General features: G+C 36.6%; 17 protein-coding genes and 3 tRNA genes. 18 read left to right on the forward strand and 2 right to left on the reverse strand.

Annotated features, from left to right (window positions below):
* The 7 genes from PHY73_06660 to PHY73_06690 all read left to right on the forward strand — a co-directional run bounded on the left by PHY73_06660 (position 1) and on the right by PHY73_06690 (position 6,554).
* Complete coding sequence (locus tag PHY73_06660; GenBank protein MDD3375383.1) at positions 1-546, forward strand: hypothetical protein; 546 nt, start codon at positions 1-3, stop codon at positions 544-546.
* The gene (locus tag PHY73_06665) at positions 515-1,531 is read left to right on the forward strand and encodes a VWA domain-containing protein (protein MDD3375384.1); all 1,017 of its coding nucleotides are present in this window, start codon (positions 515-517) and stop codon (positions 1,529-1,531) included. The genes PHY73_06660 and PHY73_06665 overlap by 32 nt, the downstream gene beginning before the upstream one ends.
* A 2-nt stretch (positions 1,532-1,533) precedes the next feature.
* Positions 1,534-2,535 (forward strand): VWA domain-containing protein, encoded by a 1,002-nt coding sequence (locus PHY73_06670; GenBank protein ID MDD3375385.1) that lies wholly within the window; start codon positions 1,534-1,536, stop codon positions 2,533-2,535.
* Positions 2,532-3,485: a tetratricopeptide repeat protein gene (locus PHY73_06675; GenBank protein ID MDD3375386.1), complete on the forward strand. Its 954-nt coding sequence runs from the start codon at positions 2,532-2,534 to the stop codon at positions 3,483-3,485. Before PHY73_06670 ends, PHY73_06675 begins: the two co-directional genes overlap by 4 nt.
* A 3-nt stretch (positions 3,486-3,488) precedes the next feature.
* Positions 3,489-5,312: a BatD family protein gene (locus PHY73_06680; GenBank protein ID MDD3375387.1), complete on the forward strand. Its 1,824-nt coding sequence runs from the start codon at positions 3,489-3,491 to the stop codon at positions 5,310-5,312.
* A gap of 1 nt (position 5,313) precedes the next feature.
* Entirely contained in the window at positions 5,314-6,084 is a 771-nt protein-coding gene (locus PHY73_06685) for a hypothetical protein (protein ID MDD3375388.1), read from the forward strand.
* Positions 6,085-6,152: 68 nt separating this feature from the next.
* Positions 6,153-6,554, forward strand: a complete 402-nt coding sequence (locus tag PHY73_06690; protein ID MDD3375389.1) for a response regulator — start codon at positions 6,153-6,155, stop codon at positions 6,552-6,554.
* Between the two features lie 10 nt (positions 6,555-6,564).
* Here the strand turns inward: PHY73_06690 and lpxB are convergent, their stop codons facing one another.
* Both lpxB and PHY73_06700 read right to left on the reverse strand, forming a co-directional pair.
* Positions 6,565-7,704 carry a lipid-A-disaccharide synthase gene (lpxB, locus tag PHY73_06695; protein MDD3375390.1) on the reverse strand — a complete coding sequence of 380 codons (1,140 nt, stop codon included), beginning with the start codon at positions 7,702-7,704 and terminating at the stop codon, positions 6,565-6,567.
* The gene (locus PHY73_06700; GenBank protein ID MDD3375391.1) at positions 7,680-8,615 is read right to left on the reverse strand and encodes a Gfo/Idh/MocA family oxidoreductase; all 936 of its coding nucleotides are present in this window, start codon (positions 8,613-8,615) and stop codon (positions 7,680-7,682) included. Before PHY73_06700 ends, lpxB begins: the two co-directional genes overlap by 25 nt.
* 125 nt (positions 8,616-8,740) lie before the next feature.
* Between PHY73_06700 and PHY73_06705 the strand changes: the two genes are divergently transcribed.
* From PHY73_06705 to PHY73_06755, 11 genes are all read left to right on the forward strand, one after another.
* Positions 8,741-10,534 carry an ABC transporter ATP-binding protein gene (locus PHY73_06705; GenBank protein ID MDD3375392.1) on the forward strand — a complete coding sequence of 598 codons (1,794 nt, stop codon included), beginning with the start codon at positions 8,741-8,743 and terminating at the stop codon, positions 10,532-10,534.
* A 147-nt stretch (positions 10,535-10,681) separates the two neighbouring features.
* Entirely contained in the window at positions 10,682-11,467 is a 786-nt protein-coding gene (rpsB, locus tag PHY73_06710) for a 30S ribosomal protein S2 (protein MDD3375393.1), read from the forward strand.
* 63 nt (positions 11,468-11,530) lie between these two features.
* On the forward strand, positions 11,531-12,061 hold the full coding sequence (locus tag PHY73_06715; GenBank protein ID MDD3375394.1) for a translation elongation factor Ts: 531 nt from the start codon (positions 11,531-11,533) through the stop codon (positions 12,059-12,061).
* Positions 12,054-12,773: a UMP kinase gene (pyrH, locus tag PHY73_06720; protein MDD3375395.1), complete on the forward strand. Its 720-nt coding sequence runs from the start codon at positions 12,054-12,056 to the stop codon at positions 12,771-12,773. The genes PHY73_06715 and pyrH overlap by 8 nt, the downstream gene beginning before the upstream one ends.
* Positions 12,774-12,789: 16 nt before the next feature.
* Entirely contained in the window at positions 12,790-13,353 is a 564-nt protein-coding gene (gene frr, locus PHY73_06725; GenBank protein MDD3375396.1) for a ribosome recycling factor, read from the forward strand.
* Positions 13,354-13,370: 17 nt separating this feature from the next.
* Positions 13,371-13,446: transfer RNA gene (locus tag PHY73_06730), tRNA-Lys, on the forward strand.
* Positions 13,447-13,513: 67 nt separating this feature from the next.
* Positions 13,514-13,595 (forward strand) — tRNA-Leu (locus PHY73_06735).
* A gap of 39 nt (positions 13,596-13,634) precedes the next feature.
* Positions 13,635-13,706: transfer RNA gene (locus PHY73_06740), tRNA-Gly, on the forward strand.
* Positions 13,707-13,755: 49 nt separating this feature from the next.
* On the forward strand, positions 13,756-14,226 hold the full coding sequence (locus PHY73_06745; protein MDD3375397.1) for a PTS sugar transporter subunit IIA: 471 nt from the start codon (positions 13,756-13,758) through the stop codon (positions 14,224-14,226).
* 49 nt (positions 14,227-14,275) lie between these two features.
* Entirely contained in the window at positions 14,276-15,538 is a 1,263-nt protein-coding gene (locus tag PHY73_06750; GenBank protein ID MDD3375398.1) for a YvcK family protein, read from the forward strand.
* Positions 15,539-15,544: 6 nt separating this feature from the next.
* Positions 15,545-15,772: HPr family phosphocarrier protein (locus tag PHY73_06755; GenBank protein ID MDD3375399.1), on the forward strand; the 228-nt coding region annotated here is incomplete at its 3' end.

The raw sequence follows: 15,772 nt of genomic DNA on the forward strand, positions 1-15,772 counted from the left end.
ATGTTTTTTTTAAGAGAATGTTTTGCACAAGAAGTCGAGGGGCTTCGGGGAATTAAGCCACCGGTAGAATTTCCGGGAAATTATTTTTTTCTTTTTTTGATTCTTTTTTTAGCGTTGTTGATAGCTGGATTCTTTTTGTTCCGATATTTTTATGGTCGTCGCAAAATGAAACCAAAGGCTGTTGAGTCAGCAAAGCCACCGTATTTGATCGCCTATGAACGATTGGAAGTTTTAAGGAATAAAAATCTTCCAGGATCAGGCGAGATTCAGCAATATTATGTTGAGCTTTCGGATATTGTTCGAAGATATTTAGAAGGACAATTTTTAATTAAGGCGCCCGAAATGACAACTGATGAATTTTTGCATGCTGTTAATCAGGCACCAGCTTTGGTGTTTTCAAAAAAAAATCTTTTATATGAATTTTTAGGTTCTTGCGACATGGTCAAATTTGCTAAATATGGACCAGAAATTAGTGAAATGGATAATAGTTTCTTGTTGGCTAAGAAATTGATTGATGAAACAAGGCAGACAGATGATGGAATTTAAGGATCCCTGGATTTTACTCATAGCGCCGGTTGTTCTTGTTTTGATTTATTTTGTGTGTCAATATAAGAGAAAACCAACATTTCGTTTTTCTTCCGGAATTTCTTTGCAAGGTGTCTTGAAAAGCTTTAAAGTTAAAATAAGCCAAAACTTTTTTGTTTTGCGGCTTTTATCGATTTTGTTTTTTTTGATTGCTTTGGCAGGTCCTCGTCAGATCTTGGAAGAAGTTCAGCACAAAACAGAGGGGATTGATATTGTTTTAGCCATTGATGTTTCTGGAAGCATGGCTGCAGAAGATTTTAAACTTCAGAATAAACGTGTTAATCGCTTAGATATCGTTAAGAGTGTTGTTGAAGAATTCATTGATGGACGAAAAAATGATAGAATCGGCATTGTGGCATTTTCTCGCTTTGCCTATACTCTTTGCCCGTTAACTTTGGATCACGATTGGCTTTTGACAAACTTAGAACGTTTAAAGCTTGGCTTAATTGAGGATGGAACAGCTATTGGATCTGCGGTTGCCTCATCAGTTGCACGACTTAAAAATAGTAAGGCAAAAAGCAAGATTATTATTTTATTAACAGACGGAGTTAATAACGCTGGAAAGATTGATCCGATTGAAGCTGCGAAAATTGCTGAAGCTAATAAGATTCGAATTTATACTATTGGGGTCGGGACTAAGGGTTTGGTTCCTTTTCCTGTTAAAGATTTTTGGGGGAGGACAGGCTATCAGAATGTGGAGATCAATCTCGATGATCAAACTTTGAAAGAAATTGCCAAGGTAACCTCTGGAGAGTATTTTTGGGCGATGGACACCGAGTCGTTGCGTAATATTTACAAGGCAATTGATCAGCTTGAGAAAACAGAAATTGAACAGTCTGGCTATAGAGACTATCAGCAGTTGTTTTGGATTTTCTTAGGGTTGGGATTATTTGTTTTATGCGTTGAGATCATATTATCAAGAACATTATTTTTGAGGATTCCTTAAAAATGCAATTTGCAGAGATTCAAAATTTAAATTTTTTGTGGTTTTCGATTGCCATAGGATTATTTTTGGTTTGGGCTTTTAGACGCAAAAAAACAATAATAAAAAAGTTTGTTTCAGAAGAGCTACTTTTGAAGATTGCTGCAAATAAGAATCAAAGGATGGAAATATTCAAAGGAATTCTTTTGGTTTTAGTTTTTGTTTTTTCCGTTATTGCTTTAGCAAGACCGCAATGGGGATTTAAATGGCATGAAGTTAAAAGGCAAGGACTTGATATTATTATTGCCATTGATACTTCCAAGAGCATGATGACTGATGATGTTAAGCCAAATCGATTAGAGCGCGCCAAGTTAGCGGTTAAAGATCTTATCAAAAAATTGCAAGGTGATCGCATCGGGTTGATTGCATTTGCAGGTTCGGCTTTCTTGACTTGTCCGCTTACTGTTGATTATAGTGGTTTTTTGATTTCGTTGGATGATTTGGATTTAAACACCGTTTCTCGAGGAGGAACATCTTTAGCAAGCGCTATTCATGAAGCCATGAAAGGCTATGAAAAAGTTCCTAGTCAATATAAGGCTGTTGTTATTATTACAGATGGGGAGAATTTGCAAGGGGATCCCATTGCGGCGGCAAAGAAAGCGGCACAAGAGAACATTAAGATTTTTTGTGTTGGCATAGGAACGCCTGAAGGTGAGCTGATTCGAATTAGGAATGATCAAGGAGATTATGAATTTCTAAAAGACAACGATGGTAATTTTGTTAAATCTCGGCTAGATGAACAAATGCTTAAGCAAATAGCTTTGTTAACAGGTGGTGCTTATGTTCGTTCTAGTGGAGCAGAGTTTGGTCTCGATTATATTTATGAAAAACGGTTATCAAAAATGGAAAAACGAGAAATCGAAAGCAAGATGAAAAAGCAGTATACGGAAAGATTTCAAATTCCTTTGGCTATTGCTTGTTTATTTTTAATAATGGAAGCTGCTATTTCTACTCGAAAAAAAATATGAAAATATTTCTTAGTATAATTGCTATTTATTTGTTTTGCGTTTCTGGTGTTGCCTTTGCTTCGCAGGCTGGTGATGTTAAGAGGGGAAATGCGCTTTATCATGAAGGAAAATATGAAGAGGCGCTAAAAGAATACCAGAAGGTTTTGAGCAAGAAGCCAGACTCTGATATTATTAATTTTAATATGGGAACAGCGCTGTACAATCAAGAGAAATTTGATGAAGCGCTTAGTTTTTTTCAAAAAGCATTGTTAGGAGAAGATGAGATTCTTAAGGAAAAAACGCAATATAATATAGGAAATACACTCTATAAAAGCGGTATTTTAAAAGAAGAAGAGAATTTGGATTTGGCTATTCAATCTTTAGAAAAAAGCCTTGAGTCGTATGAAAAGGCTTTTGTTTTTGATGAAAAAGATGAGGATGTTGAGGCTAACCGAAAATTTGTTAAAAAAGAATTAGAGAGATTAAAAAAGAAAAAGGAAACGCAGCAGGACAAGCAATGTCCGATGCCGAATAAGGATAAAGACCAAGAAAGCGAGTCTGATCAAAAAAAGCAGCAACAGCAAAATCAGTCGCAGAATAAAGAGCAGAAAGACAAAAGCGAAAACAAAGAAAAACAAAAGGAAGATCAGCAGCAAGGTCAGCAGAATCAGCCTAGCCAACAGCAAGAACAAAAAGAGAATCAAACTGATCAGCAAGAGCAGTCTTCTCAACAAGATCAAAAAGAACAGCAGGATGAACCTAGACAGCAGAAGCAAGAATCTCAGTCTCAGTCATCAGAGACTGACGAGAAAGATCAGCAGCAGTCACAAGGGCAACCTCAGGATCAATCGAAAATGACAAAACAAGAGGCCTCGGCCATGCTCCGTAATTATGAGCAAAATGAAGAACCAAAAAAACTTCTTAACCTAGTTCCTCAAAAGCAGGATGTTCCGATAGGAAAAGATTGGTAGTTGATGATGATAAAAAGAAATAGAAGAATTAAGAGAAGTTTTTTAGTTTGTTTATTTTTTATTTTATTCTTCGCAACGCTTGGTTTAGCGCAGGATATTGATTTTAATACGTCTGTCAATCGTAACAAGGTCGCTTTAGATGAAACGATTGAGCTTAGTTTGACGGTCACAGGAACCCAAGACGTTTCCCCGATTAAGCTTCCAGAGATTCAGGGATTTCAATCAAAATACGTTGGTCCTTCAACAAGCATTTCTGTTGTTAACGGACAATATTCTTCTTCGATATCTTATAAATATATTTTGTTCCCTCAGCAGTTAGGGCGTTTTCAAATTCCAGGTTTTGGCATTACGATTGAGGAAAAACAATATTCTTCTAAGCCAATTGACCTTGAGATCGTTGAGTCAAAAAGTGATTCATTCTCATCTCAGGCGGCGAATTCTGATCAAGAGGATCTTGGTGATAGAATATTCTTAGCCTTGGAAATAAAAAAAGAAAAAGCATATTTAAACGAGAGAATTCCGGTAAGCATTAAGCTTTTTTATTCTAATATTCCTGTTCAAGATGTTCAGTTTCCTGCAATTGAGCAGGAAGGTTTTGTTTTTGAAGAATTTGCTAAGCCTCAACAATATCAGGATTCTATTAATGGCATTTCATATAATATTATTGAATTTAATGTTATGGCCTATCCTTCTAGATGTGGAACGCTTTCTTTGGGGCCTGCAGAGTTGACATGTAATCTTTTGTATAAGAGCGCTTCCCGAAAAGATTCTTTGTTCGATGATTTTGGAGTATTTTCGAGTTCTTTTTTTGATAATTTTCTTGGGTCGCATGAGAAGCGTCCGATTACGCTAAAATCAAAACCGATCGAAATTGAGATATTGCCGTTACCGGACGGGGCTCCAGAAAATTTTTCAGATGGAGTTGGGGTGTTTAATTTTTCTGTTTCGGCAAGCCCACAAGAGGTTAATGTCGGTGATCCTGTGACGATTAAAATGACGATTTCAGGGGATGGAAATTTTAAGAGTTTGACCATGCCATCTTTTAAAAATAGCGATAATTTTAAAGTTTATGATCCTGAAATTAAGCAAGAAAATAAAAGCAAGATTTTAGAACAAGTTTTAATTCCAAAATCTGAAGATATTGAAGAAATCCCAGTGATCAGTTTTTCTTATTTTGACGTGGACCAAGGGAAATATAAAACTATTACAAAAGGACCTTTTCCGTTAATTGTTAATAAAGTAAAGGCAACACAGCCTTTAAGGCTTGTAGAGCTTTCGGGAGAGCAGCCAACCGGTGTTCAGGACGACCGCTTAGGACGTGACATTGTTTTTATAAAAGAACATCCAGGGGCATTTTTTTCTTTGGGCTGGGTTTTATATCGAGATATTCGTTTGTGGATTTTTGTGATTGGATATGCACTGTTTGTTGTAGGTTTTTGTTTTATTTTTCGTCAGCAAGAAAGAATGAAGACAGATACAGCTTATGCAAAGAGGCTGCGCGCTCCTAGGAAAGCAAAAAAAAGATTGAAGCAGGCAAGACAACTTATAGATCAGGGAAAAGCGCAGGAATTTTACGACACTGTTTTTAAGCTTTTGCAGCAATATTTTAGTCATAAACTTTCTATCCCTGAGGGCATGATTACGGATAAAGAAATTGACCTATTTTTAAGTAAAGAAAAGATTGCGTCTGATATTGTGACTAAAACAAGAACACTTTTGGCTCAATGCGACGCAGTTCGATATGGAGCCATTTCTGGAGATGTGGAAAATATGGAAAAGAATTATGAAGATCTTCAAAGCATTATTGATTTCTTTGAGAGGATGTAAAATGAAAAATTTTAAAATAATTCCCTTATTGTTTGGGTTTAGTTTTTTTGTATTTTTCGGCAATGTCGAGGCAGCTCCCAAAGATGTTGTATCAAAGTTTTATGAAGCAAATCTTTCTTATAAAGACGGAGAGTACCGAAAAGCTATTGATCTTTATGAGGACATTGTCCGTTTAGGATTTGCTAACGGTGTTCTTTATTATAATTTAGGCAATAGCTATTTTAAGATTGATGATCTTGGTCGCGCGATTGTTAATTATGAGCGTGCAAAATTCTTTATTCCAAGAGATGGTGATCTACGTTCTAATGAGCAGTATGCTTATTCGCTCACGCAAGCACATAATCTTTTGACAAAAAAGATGTTTTTAGGCCGCATCATAGAGAAAATCAGAGATGAGTTTACCTGCAATGAAATTGTTTGGTTTCTTCTAGCTCTTTATATTGTGCTTGGGTTTTTTGTTGTTTTCGGCATGCTGAGCAAGTGGCCAAAGAAAAAAATCTTTATTATTTCTGGAATTTTTATTGTTATTATTGTTTTCGGTTCGATGATGTTGATTACTAAAGTTTTAGCTGAAGATCGAGCGGCAATCATTATGCTTGATACTGATGCTAAATTTGAGCCACAAGATAATGCCACAACGCATTTTTCCCTTGTCATTGGCTCAAGAATTAATGTTGTTAAAGCTGAAGATAATTGGGCAAAGATCGAACGCTTAGATGGGAAGCTTGGTTGGATTAAGGCCAAAGATTTTGAAATGATTCACCTGCATTAATTCATAATATGATTTGTTGATTTCTTTTTCTGCGTTATAATAAGAAAAAGAGACTTTCGGAGTCAGTCATGTGGAATGTTTTAATCGCTGAAGATGATTTTCAGAATAAGAAAAAACTTCTCGATGCTTTAAAGGGCCGAGCAACGTGCACAGATGTCTCCAGCGGCCAGCAAGCATTAGATGCCTACAAAGATAGCCTTTCTAAAAATATTCATTTTGATTTTATTCTTCTTGACGTTACGATGCCTAAGATGGATGGATTTGCTGTATTAAAAGCAATTCGAGCTCAAGAAGAAAATCTAACCCCACCTAGAAAAGAAGCCTTTGTCATTATGATTACGGCTTATAAAGATTCATTGATGGAAAAATACAATATGGGCTGGGATGATTTTATTACAAAACCAGTCGACAAAGATGTTCTGATCAAGCATATGGAGCGCTTGGTTCATCCTGCTCGTCATAATTCTTAGTAAATATTATTTATTTTAGGAAAGAAAGAATCTCTTTTGCCGCGCGCATGCTTGCTCCTGGTGCGCCGAGAGCGTTTTTTACTTTCGTGAGATCTTTTTTGATAGATTCTATTTTGACAAGATCGCTTAAAATGGAAATAATTTCTGATGTTATTTTTATTTCAGTTGCGTTAAGTTGTATGCATTCAGGAACAATCTTTTTTTGCGCAACAACATTAACAAGTCCAATATAAGGAATTTTGATTAATAATTTGGCAAGGATCCATGTTAGAAAAGATGTTTTGTAAACGACAACCATTGGTTTGTTTAAAATGGCAACTTCAAGCGTTGCCGTTCCGGAAGCAACAAGGCAGAAATCTGATGCGCGAATACCATCATAGGATTGATTGCTTAAGATTTTTATGGGAAATTTTTTTAATAGATATTTATTTAGAAGATCATCTGTAATCGTCGGTGCTTTTAGAATTAGAAATTGTAGATTTTGATTCTTTTGATAAAGATTTTTTGCCGCACGGATCATGACTGGCAGAAGGCTTGTGATTTCTTTTTGTCGTGAGCCTGGTAAAAGTGCAATTGTTTTTTTAGTTTTTTCTAGACCGAGATCTTCAATAATAGACTCGCGAGTTTTGTTTATTTTTATTTCATCAACAAGTGGATGACCAACGCAAGTGACATCCAAGCCTTTTTTTGCGTAGAATTCTTTTTCAAATTCAAACAAGACAATCATTTTATCAACGATTTTTTTGATCAACTCAACACGTTTTTCATTCCAGGCCCAGACTTGTGGGCTAATATAATAAATGACTTTGATGCCTGTTTTCTTTAGTTCTTGAGCAAGTTTTAGATTGAATCCAGGGTAATCGACTAAGATGACAGCTTTTGCGTTTGTTTCTTTAGTTTTATCTAAGATTAAACGAAAGAGTCTTTTGAATTCTGAGAGATGTTTAAGGACTTCGACAAATCCAATAACTGCAATTTTAGTGATGTCGGCATAAAGTTCGACACCGCTTGAGCCCATTTCTTTACCTCCAAGACCTGAAAATGTAGCATGAGGATCAAGATATTTAATGGCTTTAACAAGGCTAGCTGCGTGTGCGTCTCCGGAGGCTTCTCCAGCAACAATGATTAGGTGGTTTTTTTGTTGTTCCATATTTGATTGGTGATGTCTAAAGCTAACAATAGGGCGTCGCGGCCTTCAGCGCCTGAAACAATAGGCTTTTTGTTGTTTTGAACGCAATCGATAAATGATTCGAGTTCTTTTTTAAGAGGCTCTTCTTTTTCAATAGGAAGGGAGTGCTTAGATATGAGCTTTCGATGTTTTTTATAGATAAAAGCTTCTTGTTTAATGTAGTCAAGAGAAATGTAGGCATCTTCTAGAAAGATTCGTATTTTTCGTGTGACTTCGTCAGAAACACGGCTTGCAGTTAGGTTGCAGACGCATCCATTTTTAAAAGTAATCCGGGCATTAGCAATATCTTCTAGCTGTGTTAAGACTTTTACTCCAACAGCTCTAACTTCAGCTACTTTTGAGTTTGCAAGACCTAAAATAATATCAATGTCGTGAATCATTAAATCCATGACAACACCAATATCTAGTGATCGGTTTGGAAAATGATTAAGTCGGTGGCATTCAATAAATTTTGGATTTTTAGCAAAATGCTTGATGCTTTCAAAAGCGGAATTAAATCGTTCAATATGACCAACTTGCAAGATACATTTTTTTTCTTTTGCAATTTTAATAAGCTCATCTGCTTGCTTGACAGTGGTCGTAATAGGTTTTTCGATAAGGGTGTGGATATTGTTTTTTAAGAAGTCTTTGGCAATATTAAAGTGGAAAGTTGTTGGGGTGCAAACGTTAACAGCATCAACTTTTCCGATTAGATCTTTATGGCTAGTGAAAAGTTTTACCTTATAATGATCTGCGAGTTTCTTGGTTCGGCGTTCTTTTACGTCGCAGACTCCAATAAGATTAACTTTATTTGAAAGTTCATGATAGACTTTTAGATGGCGAGAACCGAGGTGCCCAATGCCGATAACAGCAACATTTAATTTATTAGACATAGTATTAATTTCACAAATAAATAAGTTTATATAATGCTGACACTATAACAAATCGCTCGACAAAAGTCAATCAGTATGCTACGATGCACCCCTTAGAAATTTAATATTTATATATCTATACATATATGCAAAATTACTTCAAACTTCTTAAATTCTTAAAGGGACATGTCAGGGTTTTGATTGCCGCGATAGGCTGTATGTTTGTTTCGGCGATTTTTGACGGATTTCAGCTGTCATTAATTGTTCCTATGGCTGACAAGATTCTTGGAAAAGGCGAGATTACTTTGCCTACTAAGGCGCCTGTTTTTGTGATGAATTTTGTTGATTCGATTAATGCTATGCCATCTGAGAAACTTTTGTACATTGTTTCTGTCGGCATGCTTATTATATTTTTTCTTAAGGGTATTTTTACTTTTTTACAAGGTTACTTGATGAATGATGTCTCCCAGCGTGTTATGAGAGATATTCGCCATCGTCTTTACCAAACGATTCAGAATTTGTCGTTGGATTATTTTAGTAAAAAAAGGACTGGAGAGCTTGTTTCGCGTATTACAAATGATGTTTCAGTCATTGACAATGCTGTTTCTTATGGGGTTTCGGATCTTTTTTATCAGTCATTTCGTGTTCTTGTTTTTGTATCTATTGTTCTTTTCATTTACCCTAAAGTTTTTATTGTTATGCTTGTTTTAGTGGGTTTTATTGCTTTTCCAATGAGGCAGATAGGAAGAAAGTTGAAGAAAATATCTCATCAATCTCAAGGGAAAATGGCTGATATCAATTCACTTTTGCTAGAAACAATTTCAGGGATTCGTGTGGTTAAAGCCTTTGGTATGGAGGATTACGAGACAAATCGTTTTAAGAATCAGAACAGTGATTTTTATAAACTTAAGATGAAAGCAGCTAAAAGGACTTTAATTATTAGCCCGATTACAGAGTTTATTGGAGCTCTTTTTGGTGCTGGGATTTTGCTGTGGATCGGCCGACAAGTTATTGCCGGAGAAGTGTCTTTTGGGATTTTTGGGTTATTTTTAGGCTCGCTGCTTTCATTGTTAAATCCTATTAAAAAACTGAGCAATGTTAACGCTATTGCTCAGCAGGCATTGGCTGCTAATGAACGTATATACGATGTTTTAAATTCAAGTCCAACGGTTGTTGAAAGTTCAGAGGCAAAAGGTATTGGCGTTATTCAAGATAAGATAAGTATTAAGGGTGTTGATTTTCATTATGATGATGAAGCAAAAGCGATTTTAAGAAATATTACTTTGGATATTAATGCTGGAGAGATTGTTGCCGTTGTGGGACCAACCGGAGCTGGCAAATCAACATTTGTTAATTTGATTCCAAGATTTTACGATCCAACAAAGGGTGACGTTGAGATTGATGGTATAAATCTTAAAGATGTGAGCTTCAAATCATTGCGTGGCCAGATTGGCATTGTGACTCAGGAAACAATTTTATTTAATGATTCAATACGCGCCAACATTACTTATGGTCATCTCGAGGCGTCTCAGGACCAAGTTGAACAGGCTGCTAAGAAGGCTTTTGCGCATGACTTTATTCTAGGGTTACCAAGCGGTTATGATACTGTTATCGGGGATAGAGGTTTTCGTTTATCAGGAGGAGAGCGTCAACGTATTGCGATTGCTAGAGCGATTTTAAAGAATCCGCCGATTTTAATTTTAGATGAGGCAACATCACAGCTTGATTCAGAATCTGAGAAATATGTTCAGAAAGCAATTGATGAGCTGATGAATGGGCGCACGGTTATTTCAATTGCACATAGGCTTTCCACGATTAAAAAGGCTACAAAAATTGTAGTCTTGGAAAACGGAGAAATTGTTGGAATGGCGCCACATGCAAGACTTTTAGAGGAATGCGATCTTTATAAAAGGCTTTATGAAACGCAGTTTCAGGCCTGAAAATGACAAGAAAATGGCTATTTTTGTCTAAAAAATGGCGAAAAAGAAAATGTTGCATTTATATTAATTCTTAGTTATACTATGTGGATTAATTTTTTAGAATGATAAAAAGTAAGCTTTTATCGAAAACAGTTAAACGGAGGAAGGATGACAAACGAGTTAATCAAGAAACTGCTAGAAGCAGGGGTTCACTTCGGACACCAAACAAAAAGATGGAACCCAAAAATGAAACCTTTTATCTTTGGCGCCAGAAGCAAGATTTACATTATTGATCTGGAAAAAACTGCAGAGTGTCTGAATCAGGCCAAGGATTTTTTGCATGAAATTGCAATGAAAGGTGGGCGTGTCTTGTTTGTGGGAACAAAAAAACAAGCGCAAGATGTAATTGTTCAGGAGGCAAAACGTTCGGATATGTTTTATGTTAATTATCGTTGGCCGGGTGGACTTTTGACAAATTTTGAAACATCAAAGAAATCTTTGGAGAAGCTATCTAATTTAGAAAAGATTTTGGAAGATGGTACGGCTGAAAAACTAACAAAAAAAGAGATTGCTCGCATGGGCAAAGAATGCAATAAACTTTCCCGCGATCTTAATGGTATTCGAGAAATGAAAGATCTTCCTCAGGCTATTTTTGTTGTTGATCCAAAGAAGGAAGAAATTGCCGTTCGTGAGGCAAAAAAATTAAATATTCCTGTTGTTGCAATTATTGATACTAATTGTGACCCAGATATGGTTACTTATCCGATTCCAGCCAATGATGATGCTTTAAAATCAATTCGTTTGATTTTAACGATAATTACTGACAGTGTTGTTGAGGGTCGAAAAGGATACATGACAAGTGTTTCTACTCAAAAAAAGGCAAAAGAAGAAAATGAAGGTCCTATTGCTGAAGATAAGCCTCAAGAAGCCGTCTCTCAAGAAGAGACTGTTTGAGGTATTTTTTGAGAAAGAATTTAATAATTTATAATGATAAGATATAGTTGAAAGGAAATAATAATGGGCACAGGGGTAGACGCAATTAAAGAATTAAGGGAAATGACTTCTTGCGGAGTCATTGAATGCAAGAAGGCTTTGGAAGAAACCGGCGGAGATCTTGCTAAAGCGAAGGCAGTTTTGCGAAAAAGAGGTTTAGAGTTAGCTGCAAAAAAAGGAAGCCGAACAGCTAAAGAAGGACGCATTGAGACATATATTCATTTGGGTTCAAAGATTGGTGTGCTTGCTGAAGTTAATTGTGAAACAGATTTTGTTGCAAAAAATGATGATTTTATTCAATTTTCAAAAGATGTGGTTATGCATATTGCTGCCATGAATCCAAAATATGTCCGCAAAGAAGATATCCCTGAAGATATTTTGTCTGAGCAAAAAGATAAAGATGCATTTTGCAAAGAAGTATGTCTTTTGGAGCAGCCATTCGTTAAAGATTCTAAACTAACAATACAAGATTATCTTAACAATCTTGTGGCAAAGATTGGTGAAAATATGTTTGTTAGCCGATTTGCTAGATTTAAGGTTGGGGAAGTTGAATAAAAAACCAATTTATAAACGTATTCTTTTAAAATTAAGTGGCGAAGCAATACAAGGCACTAAAGGCCATGGCATTGATGCTGAGATTTGTGTTTCCTTGGCTAAGCAAATTAAAGAAATTTGGAAATCCGGCGTTAAAGTTGCTTTAGTCGTTGGAGGCGGAAATATTTTTAGGGGTCAGGTTGAATGTGAAAAGTTTGATCTTAATCGTTCTGTTGCAGATTATATGGGTATGTTGGCAACTGTTTTAAACGGGTTAGCGCTTCAAAATGCACTAGAACATGTAGGTGTCCCGACAAGAGTTTTGACTGCAATTGAAATGCATGCGATTGCTGAGCCGTATATACGTCGACGTGCAATGCGTCATTTGGAAAAAGATCGTGTTATTATTTTTGTTGCTGGAACCGGGAATCCATATTTTACAACGGATACAGCTGCGGCACTTCGGGCAAAAGAAATTGGGGCTGAAGTTATTTTGAAGGCGACAAAAGTAGACGGTGTTTATTCGGCTGATCCTGTTAAGGATAAAAATGCTAAAAAATTTACGAGTTTGAAATTTATCGATGTTTTAAACAAAAATTTAAAAGTTATGGATGCAACAGCGATTAGTATGTGTATGGATAATAATTTACCAATCGTTGTTTTTAATTTAACCAAACCTGGTAATATCAAAAAAGCGGTATTTGGTGAAAAAATAGGAACAACCGTAAAATAAACGGGGGTGCGCAATGATTGTCAAAGAAGTCGTTCGAGAAACAGAAGCAAAGATGAAGAAAACAATTGAGTCAGTTGCTCGAGAATTTTTAGAGGTTCGAACTGGGCGAGCTCACCCAGGTCTTATTGAAGGGCTTCATGCAGATTATTATGGAACGCCAACAATGGTTAAGCAGATCGCTTCTATTTCTGTTCCTGACGCACGGACTGTTATGATTCAGCCTTGGGATCCGGCAGCTATTGCAGCTATTGAGAAAGCGATCACTAATTCAAAACTTGGCATTCTTCCATCGAATGATGGAAAAATTATTCGTTTAAGTATTCCGCAGCTTTCTAAAGAGCGACGTGCGGAGCTTACTAAACTTGTCAAGGAGATGGCAGAAAAAGGACGTGTTTCGATACGATCTATTCGTCGCGATGCAAATGATAAGGTGAAAAGTTTAGAGAGCGAAAAGAAGATTTCTGAGGATGATAGTTTTTCTGGGCAAGAATTGATTCAGAAGCTAACCGATAAATTTATTAAAGAAGTTGATGGTATTTTAGAGTCTAAAGATAAAGAATTGGAAGAGTTTGGTAAATAGTTCTTTTTAAGTTTTTTGACCCACTAGCTCATCCGGTAGAGCACAGCCCTTTTAAGGCTGGTGTGCCGCGTTCAAGTCGCGGGTGGGTCACCATTTGGGGCAGAGCCTTGCTAAAGGCTCTGCCCAAATATCGAACATTGTTCTTTTAACTTGATTTTACGGGCGGATGGCGGAATTGGTAGACGCGCTAGTCTTAGGAACTAGTGGGGCAACTCATGGAGGTTCAAGTCCTCTTCCGCCCACTTATAAGAATCATTTGTAAGAATTTATTATAAAATCATGCGGCGGTAATTCAGTGGTAGAATGCATCCTTGCCAAGGATGATGTCGTGAGTTCGAGCCTCATCCGCCGCTTTTAATTTATTTTCGATTGGGTTAATGATGGATCTTAAGGAGGAGTCAGATGAAGTTAAGTGAGTTTTTGTGTAAAAAGGCGATTTCGGTTGATCTAAAACAAAAAACAAAAAAAGAAGTTGTCCAAGAGCTGATTGGGCTTTTGGTTGATGCAGATGTTGTTGACAAAAAAAATAAAGGTAAAATCTTTGATGTCATTATTGCAAGAGAAGAATTAGGTTCAACTGCCATTGGTCAAGGCGTTGCGATTCCTCATGCTAAGTTTGATGGAATCAATAAGCTTGTGGCAAGTCTTGGTATTAGCAAAGAAGGCGTTGAATTTGATTCTCTTGACGGCGAACCCGCCCATATCTTTTTTCTCCTTATTGCGCCTGTCGATTCTGCTGGTCCACATCTGAAAGCTTTGGCCAGAATTTCTCGTCTCTTAAAAGACAAATTCTTTAGAGATAGCTTAAAATCAGCTGATAGTACAAAAGCTGTTTTAAAATTAATTGCGCTCGAAGATGAACGTATTAGTTAATAAAAATTGATTTTGTAGCATTAATTTTTAGATTATAAAAAGCTAAAGCATGAGTGACAAAAATCACGGTATGATTGAAAATATTGCTAAATGGTTTTATCCTGGAATGAGGGTAAAGCGATGGCTTTTAACGTCTATTTTCGGAATTTGCATTGTTGCGCTTGGATCTGTTTTTGCTGCAACATCGTATACGCTGGTAAGCATTTTTGGATTTGTTATTATTATTTGCGGGATTATTCTTGTTGTCTTGGGGATCGGTAAAGTTATTGTTTCTTTAATTACCTTATTTTTACCTGAGCGAGAACGAGAACTTGTTAATATTTTATATCAGCGTCGATATCTTGACCGAGGACCAAAGATTGTAGCAATGGGTGGGGGTCATGGGATTGCTAATCTTTTGTTGGGTTTAAAAGAATACACATCAAATTTGATAGCGATTGTAACTGTTGCTGATAGCGGGGGATCGTCGGGACGCCTTCGGGAAGAGTTTAATATTGTTGCTCCTGGTGATATTCGTAATTGTCTTGTGGCGCTTGCGGATGCACCAGCTTTGATGGGCGATCTTTTTCAGTTCCGGTTTTCACAAGATTCTGAGCTTAAAGGACATAATTTTGGAAATCTTTTTTTGACGGCTATGGTACAGCTTACAGGCGGTGATTTTGAGAAAGCAGTTAAAGAGTCAAGTAAGGTTTTGGCGATTCGTGGAAAAGTTATTCCGTCGACAGTAAATGATGTTCACTTGGTGGCAGAGTATATGGATGGGTCCATCACTGAAGGAGAAGCGAGTATTCCAAAGGCGAATGTACCGATTAAAAGATTGTATTTGAAACCAGAGGATACGAAACCGACACAGGAGGCCCTTGATGCTATTGCAACGGCTGATGTTATTATTTTGGGTCCAGGAAGTCTTTATACGAGCATTATTCCAAATTTGATTATTAATGGCATGACTGAGGCGATTGAAAAATCAAGTGCATTTAAAATTTATATTTGTAATGTGATGACTCAGCAAGGAGAGACTGAAGGCTATAGCGCAAGCGATCATGTGAGAGTTTTAATGGAACACACAAGCCCAAAAATTATTGACGCGGCTCTTATTAACAATATGCAGGCTCCCGTTGATGCTTTAAAGCGGTATGAGGAAGAAAATTCTCATCCGGTGATCGCTGACTCGGATAAAATAAAAACCCTTGGAGCAAAAGTTGCTGCTGAAGATTTGTTGGGTGTTGATGATTATGTGCGCCATGATTCTAAGAAATTAACACAAGCATTGATTAATTTAATTGAAAAACATAGAGTTATTAAACGATAGTTAAATATGTTAAGAGTTGAAAAAGAAATTACTGTTACAACGGATCAAGGGTTGCATGCACGACCTGCAGCTTTGTTTGTTCAGATTGCTAATAAATTTGATTCCGAAATTACAGTGCGTAAGGGGCCTGAATTGGTTAATGGAAAATCAATTATGGGTATTTTGATGTTGGCTGCGGAAAAAGGGAGCAAGCTTATTGTATCGGCTGAGGGAGATGATGCACAAGAAGCTGCA

Source organism: Candidatus Omnitrophota bacterium (assembly GCA_028693815.1).
Taxonomy (GTDB): domain Bacteria; phylum Omnitrophota; class Gorgyraeia; order Zapsychrales; family Aceulaceae; genus Aceula.

Coding starts and splice junctions, on each gene's coding strand:
- PHY73_06660 (MDD3375383.1), top strand. CDS start 1: ATGTTTTTTTTAAGAGAATGTTTTGCACAAGAAGTCGAGGGGCTTCGG.
- PHY73_06680 (MDD3375387.1), top strand. CDS start 3,489: ATGATGATAAAAAGAAATAGAAGAATTAAGAGAAGTTTTTTAGTTTGT.
- PHY73_06685 (MDD3375388.1), top strand. CDS start 5,314: ATGAAAAATTTTAAAATAATTCCCTTATTGTTTGGGTTTAGTTTTTTT.
- PHY73_06675 (MDD3375386.1), top strand. CDS start 2,532: ATGAAAATATTTCTTAGTATAATTGCTATTTATTTGTTTTGCGTTTCT.
- PHY73_06700 (MDD3375391.1), bottom strand. CDS start 8,615: ATGTCTAATAAATTAAATGTTGCTGTTATCGGCATTGGGCACCTCGGT.
- PHY73_06705 (MDD3375392.1), top strand. CDS start 8,741: ATGCAAAATTACTTCAAACTTCTTAAATTCTTAAAGGGACATGTCAGG.
- PHY73_06715 (MDD3375394.1), top strand. CDS start 11,531: ATGGGCACAGGGGTAGACGCAATTAAAGAATTAAGGGAAATGACTTCT.
- lpxB (MDD3375390.1), bottom strand. CDS start 7,704: ATGGAACAACAAAAAAACCACCTAATCATTGTTGCTGGAGAAGCCTCC.
- PHY73_06690 (MDD3375389.1), top strand. CDS start 6,153: ATGTGGAATGTTTTAATCGCTGAAGATGATTTTCAGAATAAGAAAAAA.
- PHY73_06665 (MDD3375384.1), top strand. CDS start 515: ATGAAACAAGGCAGACAGATGATGGAATTTAAGGATCCCTGGATTTTA.
- PHY73_06745 (MDD3375397.1), top strand. CDS start 13,756: ATGAAGTTAAGTGAGTTTTTGTGTAAAAAGGCGATTTCGGTTGATCTA.
- PHY73_06670 (MDD3375385.1), top strand. CDS start 1,534: ATGCAATTTGCAGAGATTCAAAATTTAAATTTTTTGTGGTTTTCGATT.
- rpsB (MDD3375393.1), top strand. CDS start 10,682: ATGACAAACGAGTTAATCAAGAAACTGCTAGAAGCAGGGGTTCACTTC.
- PHY73_06750 (MDD3375398.1), top strand. CDS start 14,276: ATGAGTGACAAAAATCACGGTATGATTGAAAATATTGCTAAATGGTTT.